The following is a 16,268-nucleotide window of genomic DNA, read 5'->3' as shown; positions in this document are numbered from 1 at the left end:
GCCCTTTTATTTTATATATGCTTTTTTGATTGTTTGTGCTTCTATAGGTTTATCTCCACCATATCTGCCATTTGTTTTGACATTGCTCATCTTAAGTACTACATCCATCGAAGTTTTGTCTACTACTTTACCAAAGATTGTATATCCACCATTTAGCCAAGAGGTAGGGGAAACTGTGATAAAGAACTGACTGCCATTTGTATTTGGACCAGCATTTGCCATTGCTAAGATTCCAGCTTTATCGAAAACTACATTTGGAGCATATTCATTTTTAAACTCTTTACCCCAGATCGATTCTCCCCCACGACCAGTGCCAGTTGGATCACCACCTTGAATCATAAAGTTTTTGATGATTCTGTGAAAAGTGAGATTATTGTAGTAACCATTTTTTACATGTGTTGTAAAGTTTTCTACTGCAAGTGGAGCTACATCAGGAAAAAGTTCAAGTTCAATATTTCCTTGATTTGTTTCTAAAATTACATGTGGGTTTTGAGCACTGAGTATTGTAGAAAATACCAGTAGCAGTGATATGATTATATGGCGCATATTATTCCTCTTCTAAATTTAAACAAATTGAATTGATACAATATCTCATTCCAGTTGGTTCTGGACCATCCTCAAATAGATGTCCTAGGTGAGCATCGCATGAGGCACATCGTACTTCAATGCGGATCATCCCATGACTCATATCTTTATATTCAGTGATAGCATTTTCAATGGGTTCAAAGTAGCTTGGCCAACCAGTTCCAGAGTCAAATTTTGTAGTGGATTCAAAGAGTGGAGCATCGCAACAAACACATTTGTAAATACCATCATCTTTACAATCGTAATATTTTCCAGAAAAAGGGGCTTCTGTTCCATGTTGTCGGCAAACATAGAATTCATCAGGAGAGAGTTGCTCTTTCCACTCCTGTTCAGTTTTTGTTACTTTCATACTTTTCCTTCAATATATCGATCGTCTCACAAGAATGATCGTAAAGAACATACACACAGTTCGTTGCTAAATTGAAAGCGTATTCTATCTGATTTTCATTATAATCACATAAATCAAGTAATATAATATATTTTGCATAGAGTTCAAAAATATCATCATAAGTCGCAAGTTTTAAATCTTTTAAATTGTGTTCTAAAAGTGTTTTTGAAGCTTCAACCTCTGTTGTGTTTTCTGCAAGAAAATATTTTAGATCATCTTGTAATTTCTCTTTATTTTCTTTATTTGAAACTACTAAAATATCTTCAGGGGCATTCTCTTTTAAAAGTTTTTGTAACAGCTGCATTGTTTTTGCAAGAGGGATAGTTTCTAAAAACTCTACTGTTGAGTTTGTTGAATACTCTAAGGCGTATTGCGTATCTGAGAGATTTACAAAAAGTGATTTTTTACTTTTTTGGATATTTTGGATATATTGAATAAAGGACTCAGGGAGTAAATTTGCATCATCGCATATAATTAACTCTGCTACATCAAACGATTTTTTTAAAAGTTTTGGATCAAGTGATCTTATATCATGAATCATTGGTTTTTTAAGTTTTTGTAGATGCTTGTTTATAAGTTCTAAAGGAGTTAAGAGCTCTATAGCATTCATATCAAACTCTATAATTCCATGTTCAATAATATCTAAAAGTTTTTTATACGCTATATCTCTTGCAAGGATAGAGGGTTTAACAATAATAACTTTTTTTGAATCTTGTTTAAATACTTGGATAATCGCTTTAAGTAACAGAAGGGATGTTTTTGTGTCTTGAGCGTTGATTGAGAGGTGTGTTATAGTTTTGAGTGGAGAGTTTAAAAAATCAATCTCTTGATTGTTACAAAGTTCAAGTCTACCATCTTCTTGAATTTTGGTGTATTGTGTAAAGAGTGTTTCTAAACTATTTTTTGGTTTATTTATTCTTATTCTAGGCTCATCTTCTATTTTTTTGAAAATATCTGATGTTGAAGAGTTGCTAAAAATAATTTTCTTTTTTGGTAGAAGTTCTTTAAATGAATCATCTAAATGCTCATACTCATCAGCACTTAAATTTTCCATTAAAAGATAGTTGTATATCTTTGGACCATCTGTGTGTATAACTTCATTGAATTTTCTTTTTATAATCTCTTGAGTTCTGTCGTATGCAAGTGTATTATTGGAGTGCTCTTGATTTTGCGCTTTTTCGATAGTAGCATTTTTTAAATCATCAAAAGACCACTTTTTAATCTCAAATATATAGATACCGCGCATATCATCATAAAGCATAAGTTCAATATTGTAGCTTTGTTTGTGCAAATATACTTCAACATTAGAAAAGATTTCTAAGTTACTGTTTCTTGCTAGAGATTTGATACGTTTGACTAAGATACTGTCGGGGACAACAAGATCTGATTTTTCTTTTTGAAATATTGAGAAAGGATTAAAATTCATTTATTCACATAGTATATCGCCAAAAAAGGCGATATATTAGAGATTATTTACCAGCTGCAACGCGGTCTTTAAGACCTTTACCAGCTTTAAATTTAGGAACCATTTTATCTTGAGTAGTATAAGTTTTACTAGTACCTGGAACTGTACCACTTTTACCTTTTTGTAGTGCTGACGCAAAACTACCAAATCCTACAAGAGAAACATCTTCTTTTTTAACTAAAGCTTCAGTTACTGCTTCAGTGAAAGCTTTAATAGCTGCTTCTGCCTCTACTTTAGTTTTGTAGTTACCACACTCTTGTACTAATTCAACAAATTGTGCCTTATTCATAAATTTACCCTTGGATTAAAATTTTTCCGAATCTCTGCCTACCCTCGTAATAAAGGGAATAGACAAAACAATTCAGCTAAAAGTACTTTATAGTTTATTTCCTTAAAATTTTCTTCTTTTTCCCTTTTTTTAGGAAAAAGTATAGATTTTTTGTTTCAAATAGTTCATTTTCTGTAAAACCTCACTAAATACTCACTACCTGCTTAAACTTTTAATATAGAGTAAAAGTAGTCCTTTTTTAATTTTTTTGCTATAGGATTTTATAACTCTAGAAGTTTTATGTATGAGATTTTGTAGTAATGTTTGAAACTGTTCAAACCTACTTTTAGCATGGATAGAGATAAAGACATCCTCTAAAGCTTCTCTCTCTTTTTTTGTTAATGCTCCCATTAAGCATCCTTTAAATTGTTGATTTTTCTAACAGCACGGATAATCTCATCATCCTCTAACATACCTAACATCTTAATTACAGTAGCAGCAGCTTGAGGTTTTGCACGTCCAAGTTTCCAGTCTTGATATGTACGCATAGATAGCCCTAAAGATTTAGCCATATCTTTTAGAGATATCTTGCGACCATTTTTTTGTGATTCTACTGAGTTATGAAGTATGTTAAACAAGTCATCGATTTGCATGGAAAAGATTATACGGATTAAATACTTAAATATACATTTAATGATAGATAAAATAAATAAAAATGTATAATATATATTTTAATATGTATTTAATATTGTTTAAAAATTATAAAAAGATATATAAAAATTATAATAAATACGGAAATCCGTATAACATTTTCATAAAAAAAGCCTCTAAAGCTAAAATTGCTTTAGAGGCTTAAAAAATAAGTTTTTAGTTTAAAAGATCAGAGTAGTCGTATTTTGAAAGGTTTAGATAGATTTTTCCATTTTGTTTAATAACTCTTATATCACTTCCATAGGCATTGAGAAACCTTTTTTTGATCATTTTTCTGTGCCCCGATTCAATTTCAAGATTTCTAAGATATTCTTTTAATTCTATGATTTTATTTTCCTGTTTTGGCTGTTGCGTGATAGCCTCTACATCATGGATCAAAGCATTCTCTTTTTCAAGAGTGAGTTTAGTGTTTATAAGTTCAAGTATATTTTTTAGATGCTCATCTTTTTTGCTGTATACTTGTTCTATACGAGCCATCTCATCTCGAAGCATCTGCTCTTTATCATCTATAAGTTTATCAATCTTCTCTTCAAGTTGCATAATCTTTTGTTTGAGTTGAAGATTTTCTTTTTGATATAAAGATATTACCATTGAAACTGTAGTTTTTGGCTTTGCAGGAGCATTTATTGTTTGAGTTTTTGTCTTTTGTTGCACTTGCTGCTCTTTTTTCTCTTTATGAATCGTTTCCCTTTTTTCTGGCTCAAGGGAACTACGTGTTACTATGATATATGTAACTCCATTTTCGATTATATAGTTTAGTTTTTTAGCTCTAAGTTTAGAGTTGATCATCTCTTTAGACATTTTAAAATGTTTTGCATATTCATCTAAGGTGAGTCTCATGTTTTTCCTTTTTATTATAAAAAGTCGAATTTTGGAGGGTTAATTATACCTGATTTTCGAAGCCAAACTAAATAACCCCTTTTTTCATTTTGATGTTTATCATAAAATTTATATACTTTAGAACGTTTAAACTCTCTTTCAAACAAAATTTTCTCAAAATCTGGGTGATAACGCAAAAATTTTTTTAACTCTTTATAAGCTTCCTCTGAGATCATAACCGTGGAGATTGAAAAGTTTTTAAACTCTATAAATCTTGAACAATCATTTAATCCATCACCAATAAAATTGTCATTGCCTAATATATCTGTAAAACGAGAAATACAACCAGTATGCACCGCTACTTTAATACCTTGAAAGTAAGGGTATTTATGTGGTATTTGTTCTGAAAAGTGATTAAAACTAAGTCCTAAAAAAGTTCCATACCCTTTGAGTTTTGGATCGAGTATACAGTAAAATCCATCACCAGTCGATACAAAGCTGAGTATAAGTGTTGAAAGAGGCATTTTTGAACTCTCTAACATCCTCTCAATAACCTTTTTATAGCTTTTTGTTAAAAAAGTTATAATCTCTAGTTGTTGCTTAGATGTTAACTTAGAGAAGTTAATAATATCTACCAAAATAATGTCTGTTTTTATCTCTTGTTCCATAAAGATGATATTAACATAAAGTTGTTTTAAAAGTACAGTGTTATATAATTGCACAATTAAATTTTTGGGGATATTTATGAGTAAAGGTATTTTAGATTTGGTTCAACCTGGTGTGTTATTTGGTGAAGATGTAACAAAAGTTTACGCGCATGCAAAAGAGATAGGATTTGCAATTCCAGCAGTAAATGTTGTAAATACAGACTCGATTAATGGTGTTTTGGAAGCTGCAAAAAAAGCTTCTTCACCTATTATTATCCAATTTAGTAACGGTGGTGCATCGTATTTTGCAGGTAAAGGGCTTAGTAATGAGAACGAATCAGCTGCAATCGCAGGGGCAATCAGCGGAGCAATGCATGTACACATGATGGCAGAAGCTTATGGAGTACCTGTTATTTTACATACAGATCATGCTGCAAAAAAATTATTACCTTGGATTGATGCACTGTTAGGTGCTGGTGAAGTTCATTTTCAAGCATATGGGAAACCTTTGTTTTCATCTCATATGTTAGACCTTTCAGAAGAACCAATAGAAGAAAATATAGCTATTTCAAAAAAATACTTAGAAAAAATGGCAAAAATCGGTATGCATATTGAGATTGAACTCGGTGTGACTGGTGGTGAAGAGGATGGTGTAGATAACACAAATGTTGATAATGCACTTTTATACACACAACCAGAAGAAGTTGCTTATGCTTATGAAGAGTTAAGCAAAGTATCTCCAAACTTCACAATCGCAGCTTCATTTGGAAATGTACATGGTGTATATAAACCAGGCAATGTTGTACTTACTCCAAAAATTTTAGACAACTCTCAAAAATATATCCAAGAAAAATTTGCAACTGCTGAAAAACCAGTAAACTTTGTATTTCATGGTGGATCGGGTTCACTTCCAGAAGAGATCAGTGAGGCTATCTCTTATGGTGTTGTCAAAATGAACATTGATACAGATACACAGTGGGCTACATGGAATGGTGTAAGAGAATATGTTGCAAAACATCATGATTACCTTCAAGGACAGATTGGAAATCCTGATGGGGAAGATAAACCAAATAAAAATTACTACGATCCAAGAAAATGGCTTCGTGCAGGGCAAGAGGGCTTAGTTGATCGTGTGATCGAAGCGTTTAAAGATCTAAATGCTCTTAATAGAAACTAAAAAGATATGAACGATCAAGTATTTACAAAACCGATAAAAAAGCAGTTTGAATTCGATGAAGAGGTTGCTGCTGTTTTTGATGATATGCTTGAGCGCAGTGTCCCTTTTTATAAAGAATCACAAAAAATTACAAAGTTTTTTGCATTAAAAAATTTACAAGAAGATGGCATACTTTATGATTTAGGGTGTTCAACTGCAAGTTTACTTTTAAATATTCATAGAGACTTGGAAGTAAAAGCAGATTTAATTGGACTTGATAACTCTGAAGCAATGTTACAACGTGCAAAAAGAAAGATTGAAGCATATGGCGCTAATGTAACAGTCGAGTTCGCAGATATTTTAGAATATAACTATAATCAAGCTGATGTTTTTGTAAGTAACTATACCTTGCAATTTATAAGACCACTTGTACGTGAAAAACTGATTAAAAAAATAGCTGATTCACTTAAAAAAGAGGGTGTATTTATCTTTAGTGAAAAAGTTATCTCCCATCATTCAAAACTTAACAAAGACCTTATAGAGTGTTATTATGATTTTAAAAAAGAGCAAGGGTATAGCGAATACGAGATCATGCAAAAACGTGAAGCATTAGAGAATGTACTTGTCCCATATAGTGAAGCAGAAAATATAAAAATGGCTTTAGAGAATGGTTTTTCTCATTGTGAAGTAGTATTTCGCTGGGCTAATTTTGCTACATTTATAGCTATAAAATAATTTTACCAGACATTTCCTTGTGGAGCTTCCTCTTTTTTCTTGATTACATCTTTCATTTGTTCGTAGGTAACTAAGTCATCATCACCACACTCTTTGTGATAATACCCTTGTAGATCATAATACTCTTTACAATCACTGTAGTATTTGAGTGAGATACCATGTTTATTTACACAGCCAGAGAATGTTACTAATAAAAGGATAAATAATAGGCTAATTTTTTTCATGCTTGAAGATAAGCAAAGAGTATTCCCCATTATTTAGTTTATACTTTGAAAGTCTCTTTAGTTTTACAAAACTCAGTTAAAAAACACTCATCACACTTTGGATTTTTGGCTTTACAGATATATCTTCCAAAGAGTACCATCCCCTGATGTAAGGCATGAAGATCATTTTTGAATTTTTTAACAAGAGTAGCTTCTGTTGCAATCGGTGTTTTGTCATCACTCAAACCTAATCTATGAGATACACGAAAAACATGTGTATCAACTGCCATTAGATTTGCACCAGTATATTCAATCATTACAACATTTGCTGTTTTTTGTCCAACACCTGCTAATGTTTGTAACTCTTTTTCATTCATAGGAATTTCACCGTTATACACTTCTACTACACGTTTTGCCATCTCTATAATGTTTTTTGCTTTATTGTTAAAAAATGAACAAGTGTTAATAAGTGCTTTTACTTCTGTAATATCTGCAGTAGCCAACTCTTTTGGTGATGGATATTTTTCAAACAAAGCAGGAGTGATTACATTGACACGTTTATCTGTACATTGTGCTGAGAGAGCAACTGCAATGACTAGTTCATAAGCATTTTTATAAGCAAGTTCTGTAACTGCATCACTGTATCTTTCGACAAAACGTTTGTGAATCTCTGCGATCTCTTTTTTTGTTGCTTTTTTCATAAAACCTCACTAATCTTCTGTGGCATTGTATCTAACTTGTATTAATATTAATTTATATGGTATAATCGATCCCTTGCAAAAAAAATAGTTAAAAAAGGGGAATTTATGGGCTTTTTTTCTATGTTCTCATCAAATAAAAATAATGACGAACAAAAAGATGATGTAAAAAATACAAAAGAGGTAGTTCCAAGTGTTAATTTTCAAAATAATTTAGGAAGAGAATTTTTTCTAGAGTTAGCAGATGACAGTGAAGATATGTTACTTTATTTCTTACAAGGAAAAGGTTGGATAGGTGCGAATAAAACATTTTTAAAAACAATGAACTATCATGATATTGCTGATTTTAATAGAGAAAACGAGAGCATTCGAGATATTTTTTTAAATGAAAGTGAAGAAATTTTTACAGAATCAGATAGATCATGGTTAGATTATATTAGAAAATATAAAGAGGATGGGTATAGAGTTTCTCTTTTAGATAAAAATAGTTCAAAAGTTGTCACGATAGACGCTAGGGTTTCTCAATCGCATAATAATTCACAACTCTATATACTTTCGCTTAAAGATGTTACAAAACTTTATAAAGCTGAAGAAAAAACAAAAGAGATAGAAAAATTAAAAACAAAATTTTTAGCAAATATTGGGCATGAATTCCGCACACCTATGAATGGTATTCTTGGATTTTTAGACCTTTTAGAACATACACAACTTGATTCAAAACAGAGTGAATATGCAAGTATGATCCAAAGGTCATCGAAAAGTTTAATGACAAACATTGAAACACTTCTTGATTTAGCACAATTACAAGGTGGAAGGTTAGAGTTGTCACCTGAACCATTTAATCTACTTCCACTTGTGGAAAGTCTTGCAACAGGATTTTTTAAACAAGGGATGGAAAAAGGGGTAAAAGTGATGAGTTTCATCGACCCTAAACTTCCAAATGAGGTTAATGGTGATGCTAAGAAAATTATGCAAATTCTCAATGCATTGGCATCAAATGCAGTAAAGTTTACACCTCGTGGTGGAAAAGTTATTATAGAGGTAAAACTTTTAAAACGCCAACAAAATGGTGATTGTAGTATAGGTTTTAGTGTACGAGATACTGGACAAGGAATCTCTGAAGAGCAGATTGCACTTATCAATGAACCGTTTACTGCTGGAAATCACGCGGATGAAAGATTGGGTGTGGGACTTAGCTTATCTTCAGGACTTGTAAAACTTTTAGGTTCAGAGTTACGCATAACTAGTGATACACAAGGAACATATGTTAATTTTGTACTTAACTTTAAAAATTCTCAAGGGCAAAACTATAAAATGATGCCGAAGAAAAAAGTAAAAGTACTTCTACTTGATCAGAGTAAGATCGATGAAGCAAATTTCTTAACTATCTATCTTCGTGCATTTGCTTTAGATGTGATTAAATCAAATCAATTAGATGAACATGTATATGATGATATAGATGCTCTTTATATCATTGCAAATCAAAATGATTCTTCATGGATGCTTGAACTTGGAACGTACTTTAAAAAAGCTCCTGTAACTATCTTACTTGAAGAACATGAAAAACTACAAACAAAATTAACACATTTAGTAAATGAACAGCTAAGAAGACCACTTTTACCAAGTGGTGTAGCAAAACATCTAAACTCATTAAATAAAATTGAACTGCAAACAAAACCTAAAGAAGAGTTTTCAATTGAGGAAAAAGATCATGTTTGTGCATTGGTTGTAGAAGACAATATGATTAACCAAAGACTTATCAAAATTTTACTCCAAGAATACAATATTGAAGTACAAACAGCAACAAACGGTTTAGAAGCGATTCAGCAGTATAAACAAAAAAGTTTTGATATTGTTTTTATGGATATTGATATGCCGCAAATGAATGGTATTGTAGCAACAAAAGAGATCAAAGCTATTATGAATTTAGGGATGAAAAGAATACCTGTAATTGCGCTAACAGCACTCTCTATGGATGGGGATAAAGAGATGATTCTCTCAGAAGGATTAGATGATTATATTCCTAAACCTTTGACTCGTGATAAGTTAGAACATGTTTTAAATAAACATTTAAAAGTGAACGTATAGTTTGTTTAATATTTGTTATCTAATTAACATTAAACTTTCTCATATACAAATGTAATAAGGATACATAATGATGAACAAGGCAAAGATTTTACTTTCAGTAGCTCTTTTTACGGGGACATTGGCTTTTGCAGAAACTCTTGTGAGTGTAAATGGTAAGGCTATTTCACAAGAGGATGTAGATAGTGAGCTAATGAGAGCGACACAAGGTAGATTTAACCAAGTACCACCAGAGCGTCAAGCAGAATTTAGACAACAAGTTTTACAACAGCTTATCGGTAAAGAGTTAATCTATGAAGATGCAGTAAAAAAAGGTGTTTTAAAATCAAAAGAGTACAAAGAGGAATACGTTAAGCTTGAAGAGCGTATGAAAGAAGAACTTGCTATTCAAGTATGGCAAAAAAAACTGCTTGATGAGATTCAAATTTCTGATAAAGAATTAAAAGATTATTACAACCAAAACAAAGAGGAATTTAATCAACCTGAAAGTGTTCATGCACGTCATATCTTAGTAGAAAAAGAGGATGAGGCGAAAAAAATTATTGCTGGATTAAAATCTTTAAGCGGTGAAAAACTCAAAGAGAAATTTATCGAAGAAGCAAAATCAAAATCAACAGGACCTAGTGGACCAAAAGGTGGAGACCTTGGTTACTTTACGCAAGGGCAAATGGTTCCTGAATTTAATGATAAAGTATTTTCTATGAAAGAGGGTACTGTAACGCTAGAGCCTGTAAAAACACAATTTGGTTACCATGTAATCTATTTAGAAGATAAAAAATCAGCTACTACAAGAAAATTTGATGAAGTGAAAGGTTTTATAGAACAACGTCTTAAAATGGAAAAATTTAAAGATGCTATGAAAACTAAAATGGACGATCTTCAGAAAAAAGCAGTTATCAAGTAATTAGCTTATGCAAAACTCCTCTATCTCTTCCATCATTCTTGATGGGAGAGAGTTTTTAATAAAACGCGATGATCTTATAGATAGATATCTCGCTGGTAATAAATACAGAAAACTCTATACTCTCCTGCAAACTCCCTCGCAAAATTTTAAAAAGATTATCTCTTATGGTGGTACACAATCAAATGCAATGTTAGCTATTGCTGCAATGTGTAAACAAAAATCATGGGAGTTTATCTACTATACAAAACCATTAAGTGACACACAAAAAGAGCAAAAAAACGGAAATTTTTATGAAGCTTTATCTTTAGGAATGCAACACCAAGAGATAGCAGATGAGTTGTATAAAGATTTTATAGCATCACTGAGAGTAAACCTTGACGAAAAAACTTTTATCATTGATCAAGGTGGGGCTGTTGTAGAAGCAGAGATTGGTTTAAGAGTTTTGGCACGAGAGATACAAGAGCAAAAAGAGATTTTAAATCAACATAATATTACAGCACTTGCAACACCTTCTGGTACGGGGACTACAGCACTTTTTTTAGCACTATCTTTGCCAGAATATACAGTCTATACAACACCTTGTGTGGGAGATGTAGAGTATCTAAAAACACAAATGTTAGCACTAGTTGACGAGCTTCCTCAAAACTTAAAAATCTTAGCACCCAAAAAAAAGTACCATTTTGCAAAACCATATAAGGAGTTTTATGAGCTATACGAAAAAACAAAAGATGCAGGAATAGAGTTCGATCTGCTTTATGCACCACAAATGTGGCAAACATTATTAGAGCAAACAAAAGAGAATGTTTTGTATATTCATAGTGGTGGTGTGACTGGTAATAGTTCTATGTTGTCAAGATATGAAAAAAAGTTCAATGTTACTTAAGTAGCATATAGGTTTTTAAAAAGATAGTAAACTGTTACTCGATATAAATTAATAAGGATGACAGAGTAAATCCTAATCTGTTCCGGCTCAACATTTACAATGTTGGCTCGTCACAGGGATTTACACTACAAGAGGATTATAAAATGAGTAATAATATTTTTGAAAAACTAACACACAATATGACACAAGCTATAGAGAGTGCAGTATCACTTGCACTTCACAATAAAAACCAAGAGGTAGCAAGTGAGCATTTTTTATGGGCACTTTTGACAAATCATGATTCAGTACTCAATCAGATGTTCAATAAAATGGGGATCGATAAAGTTGCTCTTGAATTAGATGTAAAATCATTGGCAGAGAAATTGCCAAAATCATCATCTGTTTCAAAAGAGAACATTAAACTCTCACGCGCATTTGTTCAGACACTAGAAAACGGTGTTGGACTTATGACAAAAAATGGGGATAGTTACCTTGCAGTTGATACATACATATTAGCAAATTTAAAAACTGAACCTTATGGGAGCCTCTTTAAAAAATATATAGATGTTATGAGTTTAGAAAAAGAGCTAGAGGCTTCACGTGGTGGAGCAAAGATAGACTCACAAAGTGCAGATGAAAACTTAGAATCACTTTCAAAATATGGAGTTGATCTAACAAAAGAAGCAGCAGAAGGAAAACTCTCTCCTGTGATTGGACGTGATGAAGAGATCACACGTATGATGCAGATTTTAATTCGTAAAACGAAAAATAATCCTATGCTTTTAGGTGAGCCTGGGGTTGGTAAAACTGCTCTTGTGGAAGGTTTAGCACAAAGAATTTATAACAATGAAGTGCCAACATCTCTGCAAAACAAACGTGTAATAGCTCTTGATATGAGTTCACTCGTTGCGGGTGCAAAATACCGTGGGGAGTTTGAGGATCGATTAAAAGCGGTTATAGATGAGGTAAAAAGCTCTGGAAATATCATCCTTTTCATTGATGAGATTCACACTATTGTTGGTGCAGGTGCTAGTGAAGGAAGTATGGATGCGGCAAACATCTTAAAACCTGCTCTTGCTCGTGGTGAGTTACACACAATTGGTGCGACAACACTCAAAGAGTATAGAAAATACTTTGAAAAAGATGCAGCATTACAACGCCGTTTCTTACCGATTCAACTTGATGAGCCAACTGTAAATCAGTCACTTCAAATTTTACGTGGGATTAAAGAACGCTTAGAAGCACACCACAATGTAAGTATCACAGATAGTGCACTTGTAGCTGCTGCGCGTCTGAGTGATCGTTATATCGCAGATAGATTTTTACCAGATAAAGCGATCGATTTGATCGATGAAGCAGCAGCTGAGCTAAAAATGCAGATTGAGTCTGAACCAACAGAGCTGAGTATCGCAAAACGTAAAGTTAGTGAGCTTATGGTTGAAAAAGAAGCGTTAAAGATGGAGAAAACTCCATCAAATGAAAAACGTTTGGGTGAGATCGAAAAAGAGTTAGCTGATCTAAAAGAGGAGCTTCGTAAATTAGAGTCTCAGTTTGAAAGTGAAAAACAAGTATTTGAGAGAATTTCACAAATTAAAGGTGATATTGAATCAAAACGTCGTGAAGCAGATCATGCAAAAGCACAAAGTGATTTTAACAAAGCTGCCGAGATTGAGTATGGGACAATTCCAAAGCTGATTGAAGAGGAAAAAGCGTTAAATGCACAATGGGATCAGATGCAAGAATCGGGAACATTACTTAAAAATTCAGTTGATGAAGAATCGATCGCTTCAGTAGTTTCACGCTGGACACATATACCAGTTACTAAAATGCTTCAAGGGGAACAAGAGAAAATCTTACATGTTGAAGATGAGTTAAATAAAGATGTTGTAGGACAAAGTAAAGCAACTCACGCAGTAGCTCGTGCGATCAAGAGAAATAAAGCAGGTCTTTCTTCTGCAAACTCTCCAATTGGTAGTTTTTTATTTTTAGGACCAACGGGTGTAGGGAAAACACAAACTGCTAAAACATTAGCGAAGTTTTTATTTGACTCACAAGAAGCGATGATACGTATAGATATGAGTGAATATATGGAGAAACATGCAGTATCTCGTTTAGTAGGAGCTGCACCTGGATATGTTGGGTATGAGGAGGGTGGACAGCTTACAGAAGCAGTGCGTCGTAAACCATACTCAGTAGTACTTTTTGATGAGGTCGAAAAAGCGCATCCAGATGTATTTAACGTACTGCTTCAAGTACTCGATGATGGTCGTTTAACTGATAACAAAGGTGTAACGGTTGATTTTAGTAATACAATCATTATCCTTACATCAAATATTGCATCGGATAAGATTATAAACAATCCAAATTCACCAGAACTAAATGAGATGGTAATGGGCGAACTCCGACAGGCTTTTAAACCAGAGTTTTTAAATCGTCTTGATGATGTTGTTATTTTTAACGCTCTTGGAAGTGAACAAATTCGTGGTATTGTTGATCTATTCTTTGCTGAAATCCAAGCAAAAGTAAAAGATAGAGATATAGAGTTAAGTTTAAGTGATGAAGCTAAAGCGTATATAGCTGAGGCTGGATTTGACCCAGTATATGGAGCACGTCCACTTAAACGTGCACTTTATGAGATAGTTGAAGATAAACTAGCTGATCTTATCTTAGAGGGTAAAGTAAAAGAGGGTAGTAAAGTAGAGTTTATAGTAGAAGATCAAAATATAAATGTAGTTTTAAAATGATCTTCTATAGGTAAAGGCTTTCCAATGTGAAAGCCCTGCACATAGTCTACTCGAAGTGATTTAACCATCTCTAAAATATCTTCGGAAGAGACAAACTCAGCAATCGTTTCAATATTGAGTTTTCGAGCAAGAGTAACGATTGTTTCAACCATAATTTGTGAACTAATATCGCGATCAATATTTGAAATCAGTGATGAATCGATCTTTATGTAATCGACTGGAAGGTTAAGAATATGAGAAAAATTGGAGTACCCACTACCAAAATCATCTAAAGCTATTTTAATCCCATAAGCTCTGATCTTCATACAAAATGAATACACTTCTGCATAGTTATCAAAATCTTCTGTCTCAAGTAATTCTATAGTCAAAAGATTATTATGCTCAAACTCATCAAATATCGAATAGAGATATTTAGTAGTTCTTTCATTTTTTATATCTGTCAATGAAAGGTTTAAAGAGCAAGGAACTTGGTAATCTATGATTGTTTGTAAAGTATTTTGAACAACTTGTTTTGTGATCTTGTAATAAACTCTATTTTGTTTTGCTATTTCTAAAAACTTTAGAGGTGGGATCACTTTAAAATCTTTGTCTATGAGTCTTACAAGTGATTCATATTTGACCTTTTTTGTTACATCTCTAATAGGAACTATAGGTTGATAGTATGAGGCAAGTCCATCATGTTCAAGTGCATAAAGAAGTTTTTTCTGTATCTCAATATCTTCTTTGTGTATATGTTCTAACTTTTTATCATTTTCAAATACACAAACAGATAGATTTTTCTTTTTTGCATCTTTAAGTGCCATATCTGCATAGGCTAACATTTTAGCTTCTCCAGAAAATGTAATCCCTGCACTCATGATAAACTGATATGATTTGTTTTCATAAACAAAGTGTGTTTTTTTAAATTTTTTGAGGACCATTTCGATAAAATCTATAAAAAGAGCATTTGAAAAATATTGACTTGTGGATGCTATAACAAATTCATCTCCACTTAAATGGTATAAAGAGTAATCCTCTGTATTTATATGCTCAACTAACCATTTTGCTGTTTGTTGCAGTGCTATATTTCCGACATTTTCACCATATACATCATTAAAAGATTGAAATTTATCTATATTGAGTAGTGCCATTTTTACATAGTTTTGGTTACAAGTATCCTCTAATAGTTGATGTCTATTTGGCAAACCACTTAAAAAGTTTGTATATATTTTTTTTCGAATCTCTTTTGTTTTTTTATTGACTTCATCTTCTAGATTTTCATTGTATTGTTGCAGTTGTTTTTTTGCATCTTTAAGATGGCGTTGAGCTTTCACTTTGAGTTGTAGTTGCTTTGATATCTTGATATTTGCTGCATAAAACTTCATTAAACTCATAATGATTAGTAAAACAGATAAAATAGTGGAAAAAATTAAAATTGATGAGTTTTGATCGTTTGTTTTTTTTAGTGTTTCTATTTGTTCGTCCAAAGACTTACGTACTTGTTCCATAAGTTTTGAAATATCTTGCGAAAACTGAAAACTTACCATGTCAAAACCAACTAATGCGTCTTGTATATCTTCTGTATCTTGCGATTTTACAGCCGTTATAAGTGACTGTTGTACAAGATTATAACCAACAGCTCTTCTTTCAATAAGCTCTAAAGTTTCATTGAGTTCTTTTGAAAAGTTTTTATTTGACCCTAGCGAATCTTTTAATTCTGTGATATGTTGAAATATTTTTTTTTGGGATGTTTGTACATCTGAGAGGTCTAAATCATGATAGAGTGCTAATGATTGAAGTGTATCGGACTGATTTTTTTTCACAGAGTAGTTTAAATTGTTTGCATAGTGACTCAGGGCTATTTGATCATCTGAAAGTTGTTTTAATACTTCACTATTTCTATGAAGATTAGCATAACTCAGTATAAGTGAATAAATAAGTAAAATAAAACTAATAATTAGCGTAAAATAGACCCATTTTTGCGATAATTTCATAAACATAACCATTGTATAAACACTA

At 32.4% G+C, this 16,268-nt stretch carries 17 protein-coding genes; 6 read left to right on the top strand and 11 right to left on the bottom strand.

Annotated elements, in window-relative coordinates:
- Positions 1-6 precede the first annotated feature (6 nt).
- The 8 genes from ACQY56_RS02975 to ACQY56_RS02940 all read right to left on the bottom strand — a co-directional run bounded on the left by ACQY56_RS02975 (position 7) and on the right by ACQY56_RS02940 (position 4,958).
- Positions 7-546 (bottom strand): peptidylprolyl isomerase, encoded by a 540-nt coding sequence (locus ACQY56_RS02975; protein ID WP_428737728.1) that lies wholly within the window; start codon positions 544-546, stop codon positions 7-9.
- Between the two features lies 1 nt (position 547).
- The gene (gene msrB / locus ACQY56_RS02970; RefSeq protein ID WP_428737729.1) at positions 548-934 is read right to left on the bottom strand and encodes a peptide-methionine (R)-S-oxide reductase MsrB; all 387 of its coding nucleotides are present in this window, start codon (positions 932-934) and stop codon (positions 548-550) included.
- Positions 915-2,399: a hypothetical protein gene (locus ACQY56_RS02965; RefSeq protein WP_428737730.1), complete on the bottom strand. Its 1,485-nt coding sequence runs from the start codon at positions 2,397-2,399 to the stop codon at positions 915-917. Before ACQY56_RS02965 ends, msrB begins: the two co-directional genes overlap by 20 nt.
- 43 nt (positions 2,400-2,442) lie before the next feature.
- Positions 2,443-2,727: an HU family DNA-binding protein gene (locus ACQY56_RS02960; RefSeq protein ID WP_428737731.1), complete on the bottom strand. Its 285-nt coding sequence runs from the start codon at positions 2,725-2,727 to the stop codon at positions 2,443-2,445.
- 195 nt (positions 2,728-2,922) lie between these two features.
- Positions 2,923-3,117, bottom strand: coding sequence for a hypothetical protein (locus tag ACQY56_RS02955; protein ID WP_428737732.1), 195 nt, complete (start codon positions 3,115-3,117; stop codon positions 2,923-2,925).
- On the bottom strand, positions 3,117-3,359 hold the full coding sequence (locus ACQY56_RS02950; protein WP_428737733.1) for an XRE family transcriptional regulator: 243 nt from the start codon (positions 3,357-3,359) through the stop codon (positions 3,117-3,119). The genes ACQY56_RS02955 and ACQY56_RS02950 overlap by 1 nt, the downstream gene beginning before the upstream one ends.
- A gap of 214 nt (positions 3,360-3,573) precedes the next feature.
- Positions 3,574-4,257 (bottom strand): hypothetical protein, encoded by a 684-nt coding sequence (locus tag ACQY56_RS02945; protein ID WP_428737734.1) that lies wholly within the window; start codon positions 4,255-4,257, stop codon positions 3,574-3,576.
- Positions 4,258-4,271: 14 nt separating this feature from the next.
- Positions 4,272-4,958 (bottom strand): hypothetical protein, encoded by a 687-nt coding sequence (locus ACQY56_RS02940; RefSeq protein WP_428737735.1) that lies wholly within the window; start codon positions 4,956-4,958, stop codon positions 4,272-4,274.
- Between the two features lie 22 nt (positions 4,959-4,980).
- Between ACQY56_RS02940 and fbaA the strand changes: the two genes are divergently transcribed.
- A complete protein-coding gene (gene fbaA / locus ACQY56_RS02935; RefSeq protein WP_428737736.1) occupies positions 4,981-6,060 on the top strand; it encodes a class II fructose-bisphosphate aldolase in 1,080 nt (359 codons plus the stop codon).
- 6 nt (positions 6,061-6,066) lie between these two features.
- Positions 6,067-6,774, top strand: coding sequence for a carboxy-S-adenosyl-L-methionine synthase CmoA (gene cmoA, locus ACQY56_RS02930; protein WP_428737737.1), 708 nt, complete (start codon positions 6,067-6,069; stop codon positions 6,772-6,774).
- A 2-nt stretch (positions 6,775-6,776) separates the two neighbouring features.
- Here cmoA and ACQY56_RS02925 read toward each other — a convergent pair whose 3' ends face one another.
- Positions 6,777-6,998: a hypothetical protein gene (locus ACQY56_RS02925; protein WP_428737738.1), complete on the bottom strand. Its 222-nt coding sequence runs from the start codon at positions 6,996-6,998 to the stop codon at positions 6,777-6,779.
- A gap of 38 nt (positions 6,999-7,036) precedes the next feature.
- Positions 7,037-7,678: an endonuclease III gene (gene nth, locus ACQY56_RS02920; protein ID WP_428737739.1), complete on the bottom strand. Its 642-nt coding sequence runs from the start codon at positions 7,676-7,678 to the stop codon at positions 7,037-7,039.
- A gap of 105 nt (positions 7,679-7,783) precedes the next feature.
- Between nth and ACQY56_RS02915 the strand changes: the two genes are divergently transcribed.
- The 4 genes from ACQY56_RS02915 to ACQY56_RS02900 all read left to right on the top strand — a co-directional run bounded on the left by ACQY56_RS02915 (position 7,784) and on the right by ACQY56_RS02900 (position 14,270).
- Positions 7,784-9,763 (top strand): response regulator, encoded by a 1,980-nt coding sequence (locus ACQY56_RS02915; RefSeq protein WP_428737740.1) that lies wholly within the window; start codon positions 7,784-7,786, stop codon positions 9,761-9,763.
- Positions 9,764-9,830: 67 nt separating this feature from the next.
- Positions 9,831-10,664, top strand: coding sequence for a peptidylprolyl isomerase (locus tag ACQY56_RS02910; protein WP_428737741.1), 834 nt, complete (start codon positions 9,831-9,833; stop codon positions 10,662-10,664).
- A gap of 7 nt (positions 10,665-10,671) precedes the next feature.
- Entirely contained in the window at positions 10,672-11,547 is an 876-nt protein-coding gene (locus ACQY56_RS02905; protein WP_428737742.1) for a 1-aminocyclopropane-1-carboxylate deaminase, read from the top strand.
- Positions 11,548-11,690: 143 nt separating this feature from the next.
- Positions 11,691-14,270 (top strand): ATP-dependent Clp protease ATP-binding subunit, encoded by a 2,580-nt coding sequence (locus ACQY56_RS02900; RefSeq protein WP_428737743.1) that lies wholly within the window; start codon positions 11,691-11,693, stop codon positions 14,268-14,270.
- Here ACQY56_RS02900 and ACQY56_RS02895 read toward each other — a convergent pair.
- A complete protein-coding gene (locus ACQY56_RS02895) occupies positions 14,243-16,243 on the bottom strand; it encodes an EAL domain-containing protein (protein WP_428737744.1) in 2,001 nt (666 codons plus the stop codon). The genes ACQY56_RS02900 and ACQY56_RS02895 overlap by 28 nt on opposite strands.
- Positions 16,244-16,268 lie beyond the last annotated feature (25 nt).

This window comes from Sulfurimonas sp. (assembly GCF_050296975.1).
Lineage (GTDB): Bacteria > Campylobacterota > Campylobacteria > Campylobacterales > Sulfurimonadaceae > Sulfurimonas.
Note: the sequence above shows the minus strand (reverse complement) of the source record. Positions and strands in the feature narration are given on the sequence as shown.

What these genes read in the sequence shown, in the direction of transcription:
- ACQY56_RS02975 (WP_428737728.1), bottom strand. Translation starts at nt 546, where the DNA reads ATGCGCCATATAATCATATCACTGCTACTGGTATTTTCTACAATACTC.
- msrB (WP_428737729.1), bottom strand. Translation starts at nt 934, where the DNA reads ATGAAAGTAACAAAAACTGAACAGGAGTGGAAAGAGCAACTCTCTCCT.
- ACQY56_RS02965 (WP_428737730.1), bottom strand. Translation starts at nt 2,399, where the DNA reads ATGAATTTTAATCCTTTCTCAATATTTCAAAAAGAAAAATCAGATCTT.
- ACQY56_RS02960 (WP_428737731.1), bottom strand. Translation starts at nt 2,727, where the DNA reads ATGAATAAGGCACAATTTGTTGAATTAGTACAAGAGTGTGGTAACTAC.
- ACQY56_RS02955 (WP_428737732.1), bottom strand. Translation starts at nt 3,117, where the DNA reads ATGGGAGCATTAACAAAAAAAGAGAGAGAAGCTTTAGAGGATGTCTTT.
- ACQY56_RS02950 (WP_428737733.1), bottom strand. Translation starts at nt 3,359, where the DNA reads ATGCAAATCGATGACTTGTTTAACATACTTCATAACTCAGTAGAATCA.
- ACQY56_RS02945 (WP_428737734.1), bottom strand. Translation starts at nt 4,257, where the DNA reads ATGAGACTCACCTTAGATGAATATGCAAAACATTTTAAAATGTCTAAA.
- fbaA (WP_428737736.1), top strand. Translation starts at nt 4,981, where the DNA reads ATGAGTAAAGGTATTTTAGATTTGGTTCAACCTGGTGTGTTATTTGGT.
- cmoA (WP_428737737.1), top strand. Translation starts at nt 6,067, where the DNA reads ATGAACGATCAAGTATTTACAAAACCGATAAAAAAGCAGTTTGAATTC.
- ACQY56_RS02925 (WP_428737738.1), bottom strand. Translation starts at nt 6,998, where the DNA reads ATGAAAAAAATTAGCCTATTATTTATCCTTTTATTAGTAACATTCTCT.
- nth (WP_428737739.1), bottom strand. Translation starts at nt 7,678, where the DNA reads ATGAAAAAAGCAACAAAAAAAGAGATCGCAGAGATTCACAAACGTTTT.
- ACQY56_RS02915 (WP_428737740.1), top strand. Translation starts at nt 7,784, where the DNA reads ATGGGCTTTTTTTCTATGTTCTCATCAAATAAAAATAATGACGAACAA.
- ACQY56_RS02910 (WP_428737741.1), top strand. Translation starts at nt 9,831, where the DNA reads ATGATGAACAAGGCAAAGATTTTACTTTCAGTAGCTCTTTTTACGGGG.
- ACQY56_RS02905 (WP_428737742.1), top strand. Translation starts at nt 10,672, where the DNA reads ATGCAAAACTCCTCTATCTCTTCCATCATTCTTGATGGGAGAGAGTTT.
- ACQY56_RS02900 (WP_428737743.1), top strand. Translation starts at nt 11,691, where the DNA reads ATGAGTAATAATATTTTTGAAAAACTAACACACAATATGACACAAGCT.
- ACQY56_RS02895 (WP_428737744.1), bottom strand. Translation starts at nt 16,243, where the DNA reads ATGAAATTATCGCAAAAATGGGTCTATTTTACGCTAATTATTAGTTTT.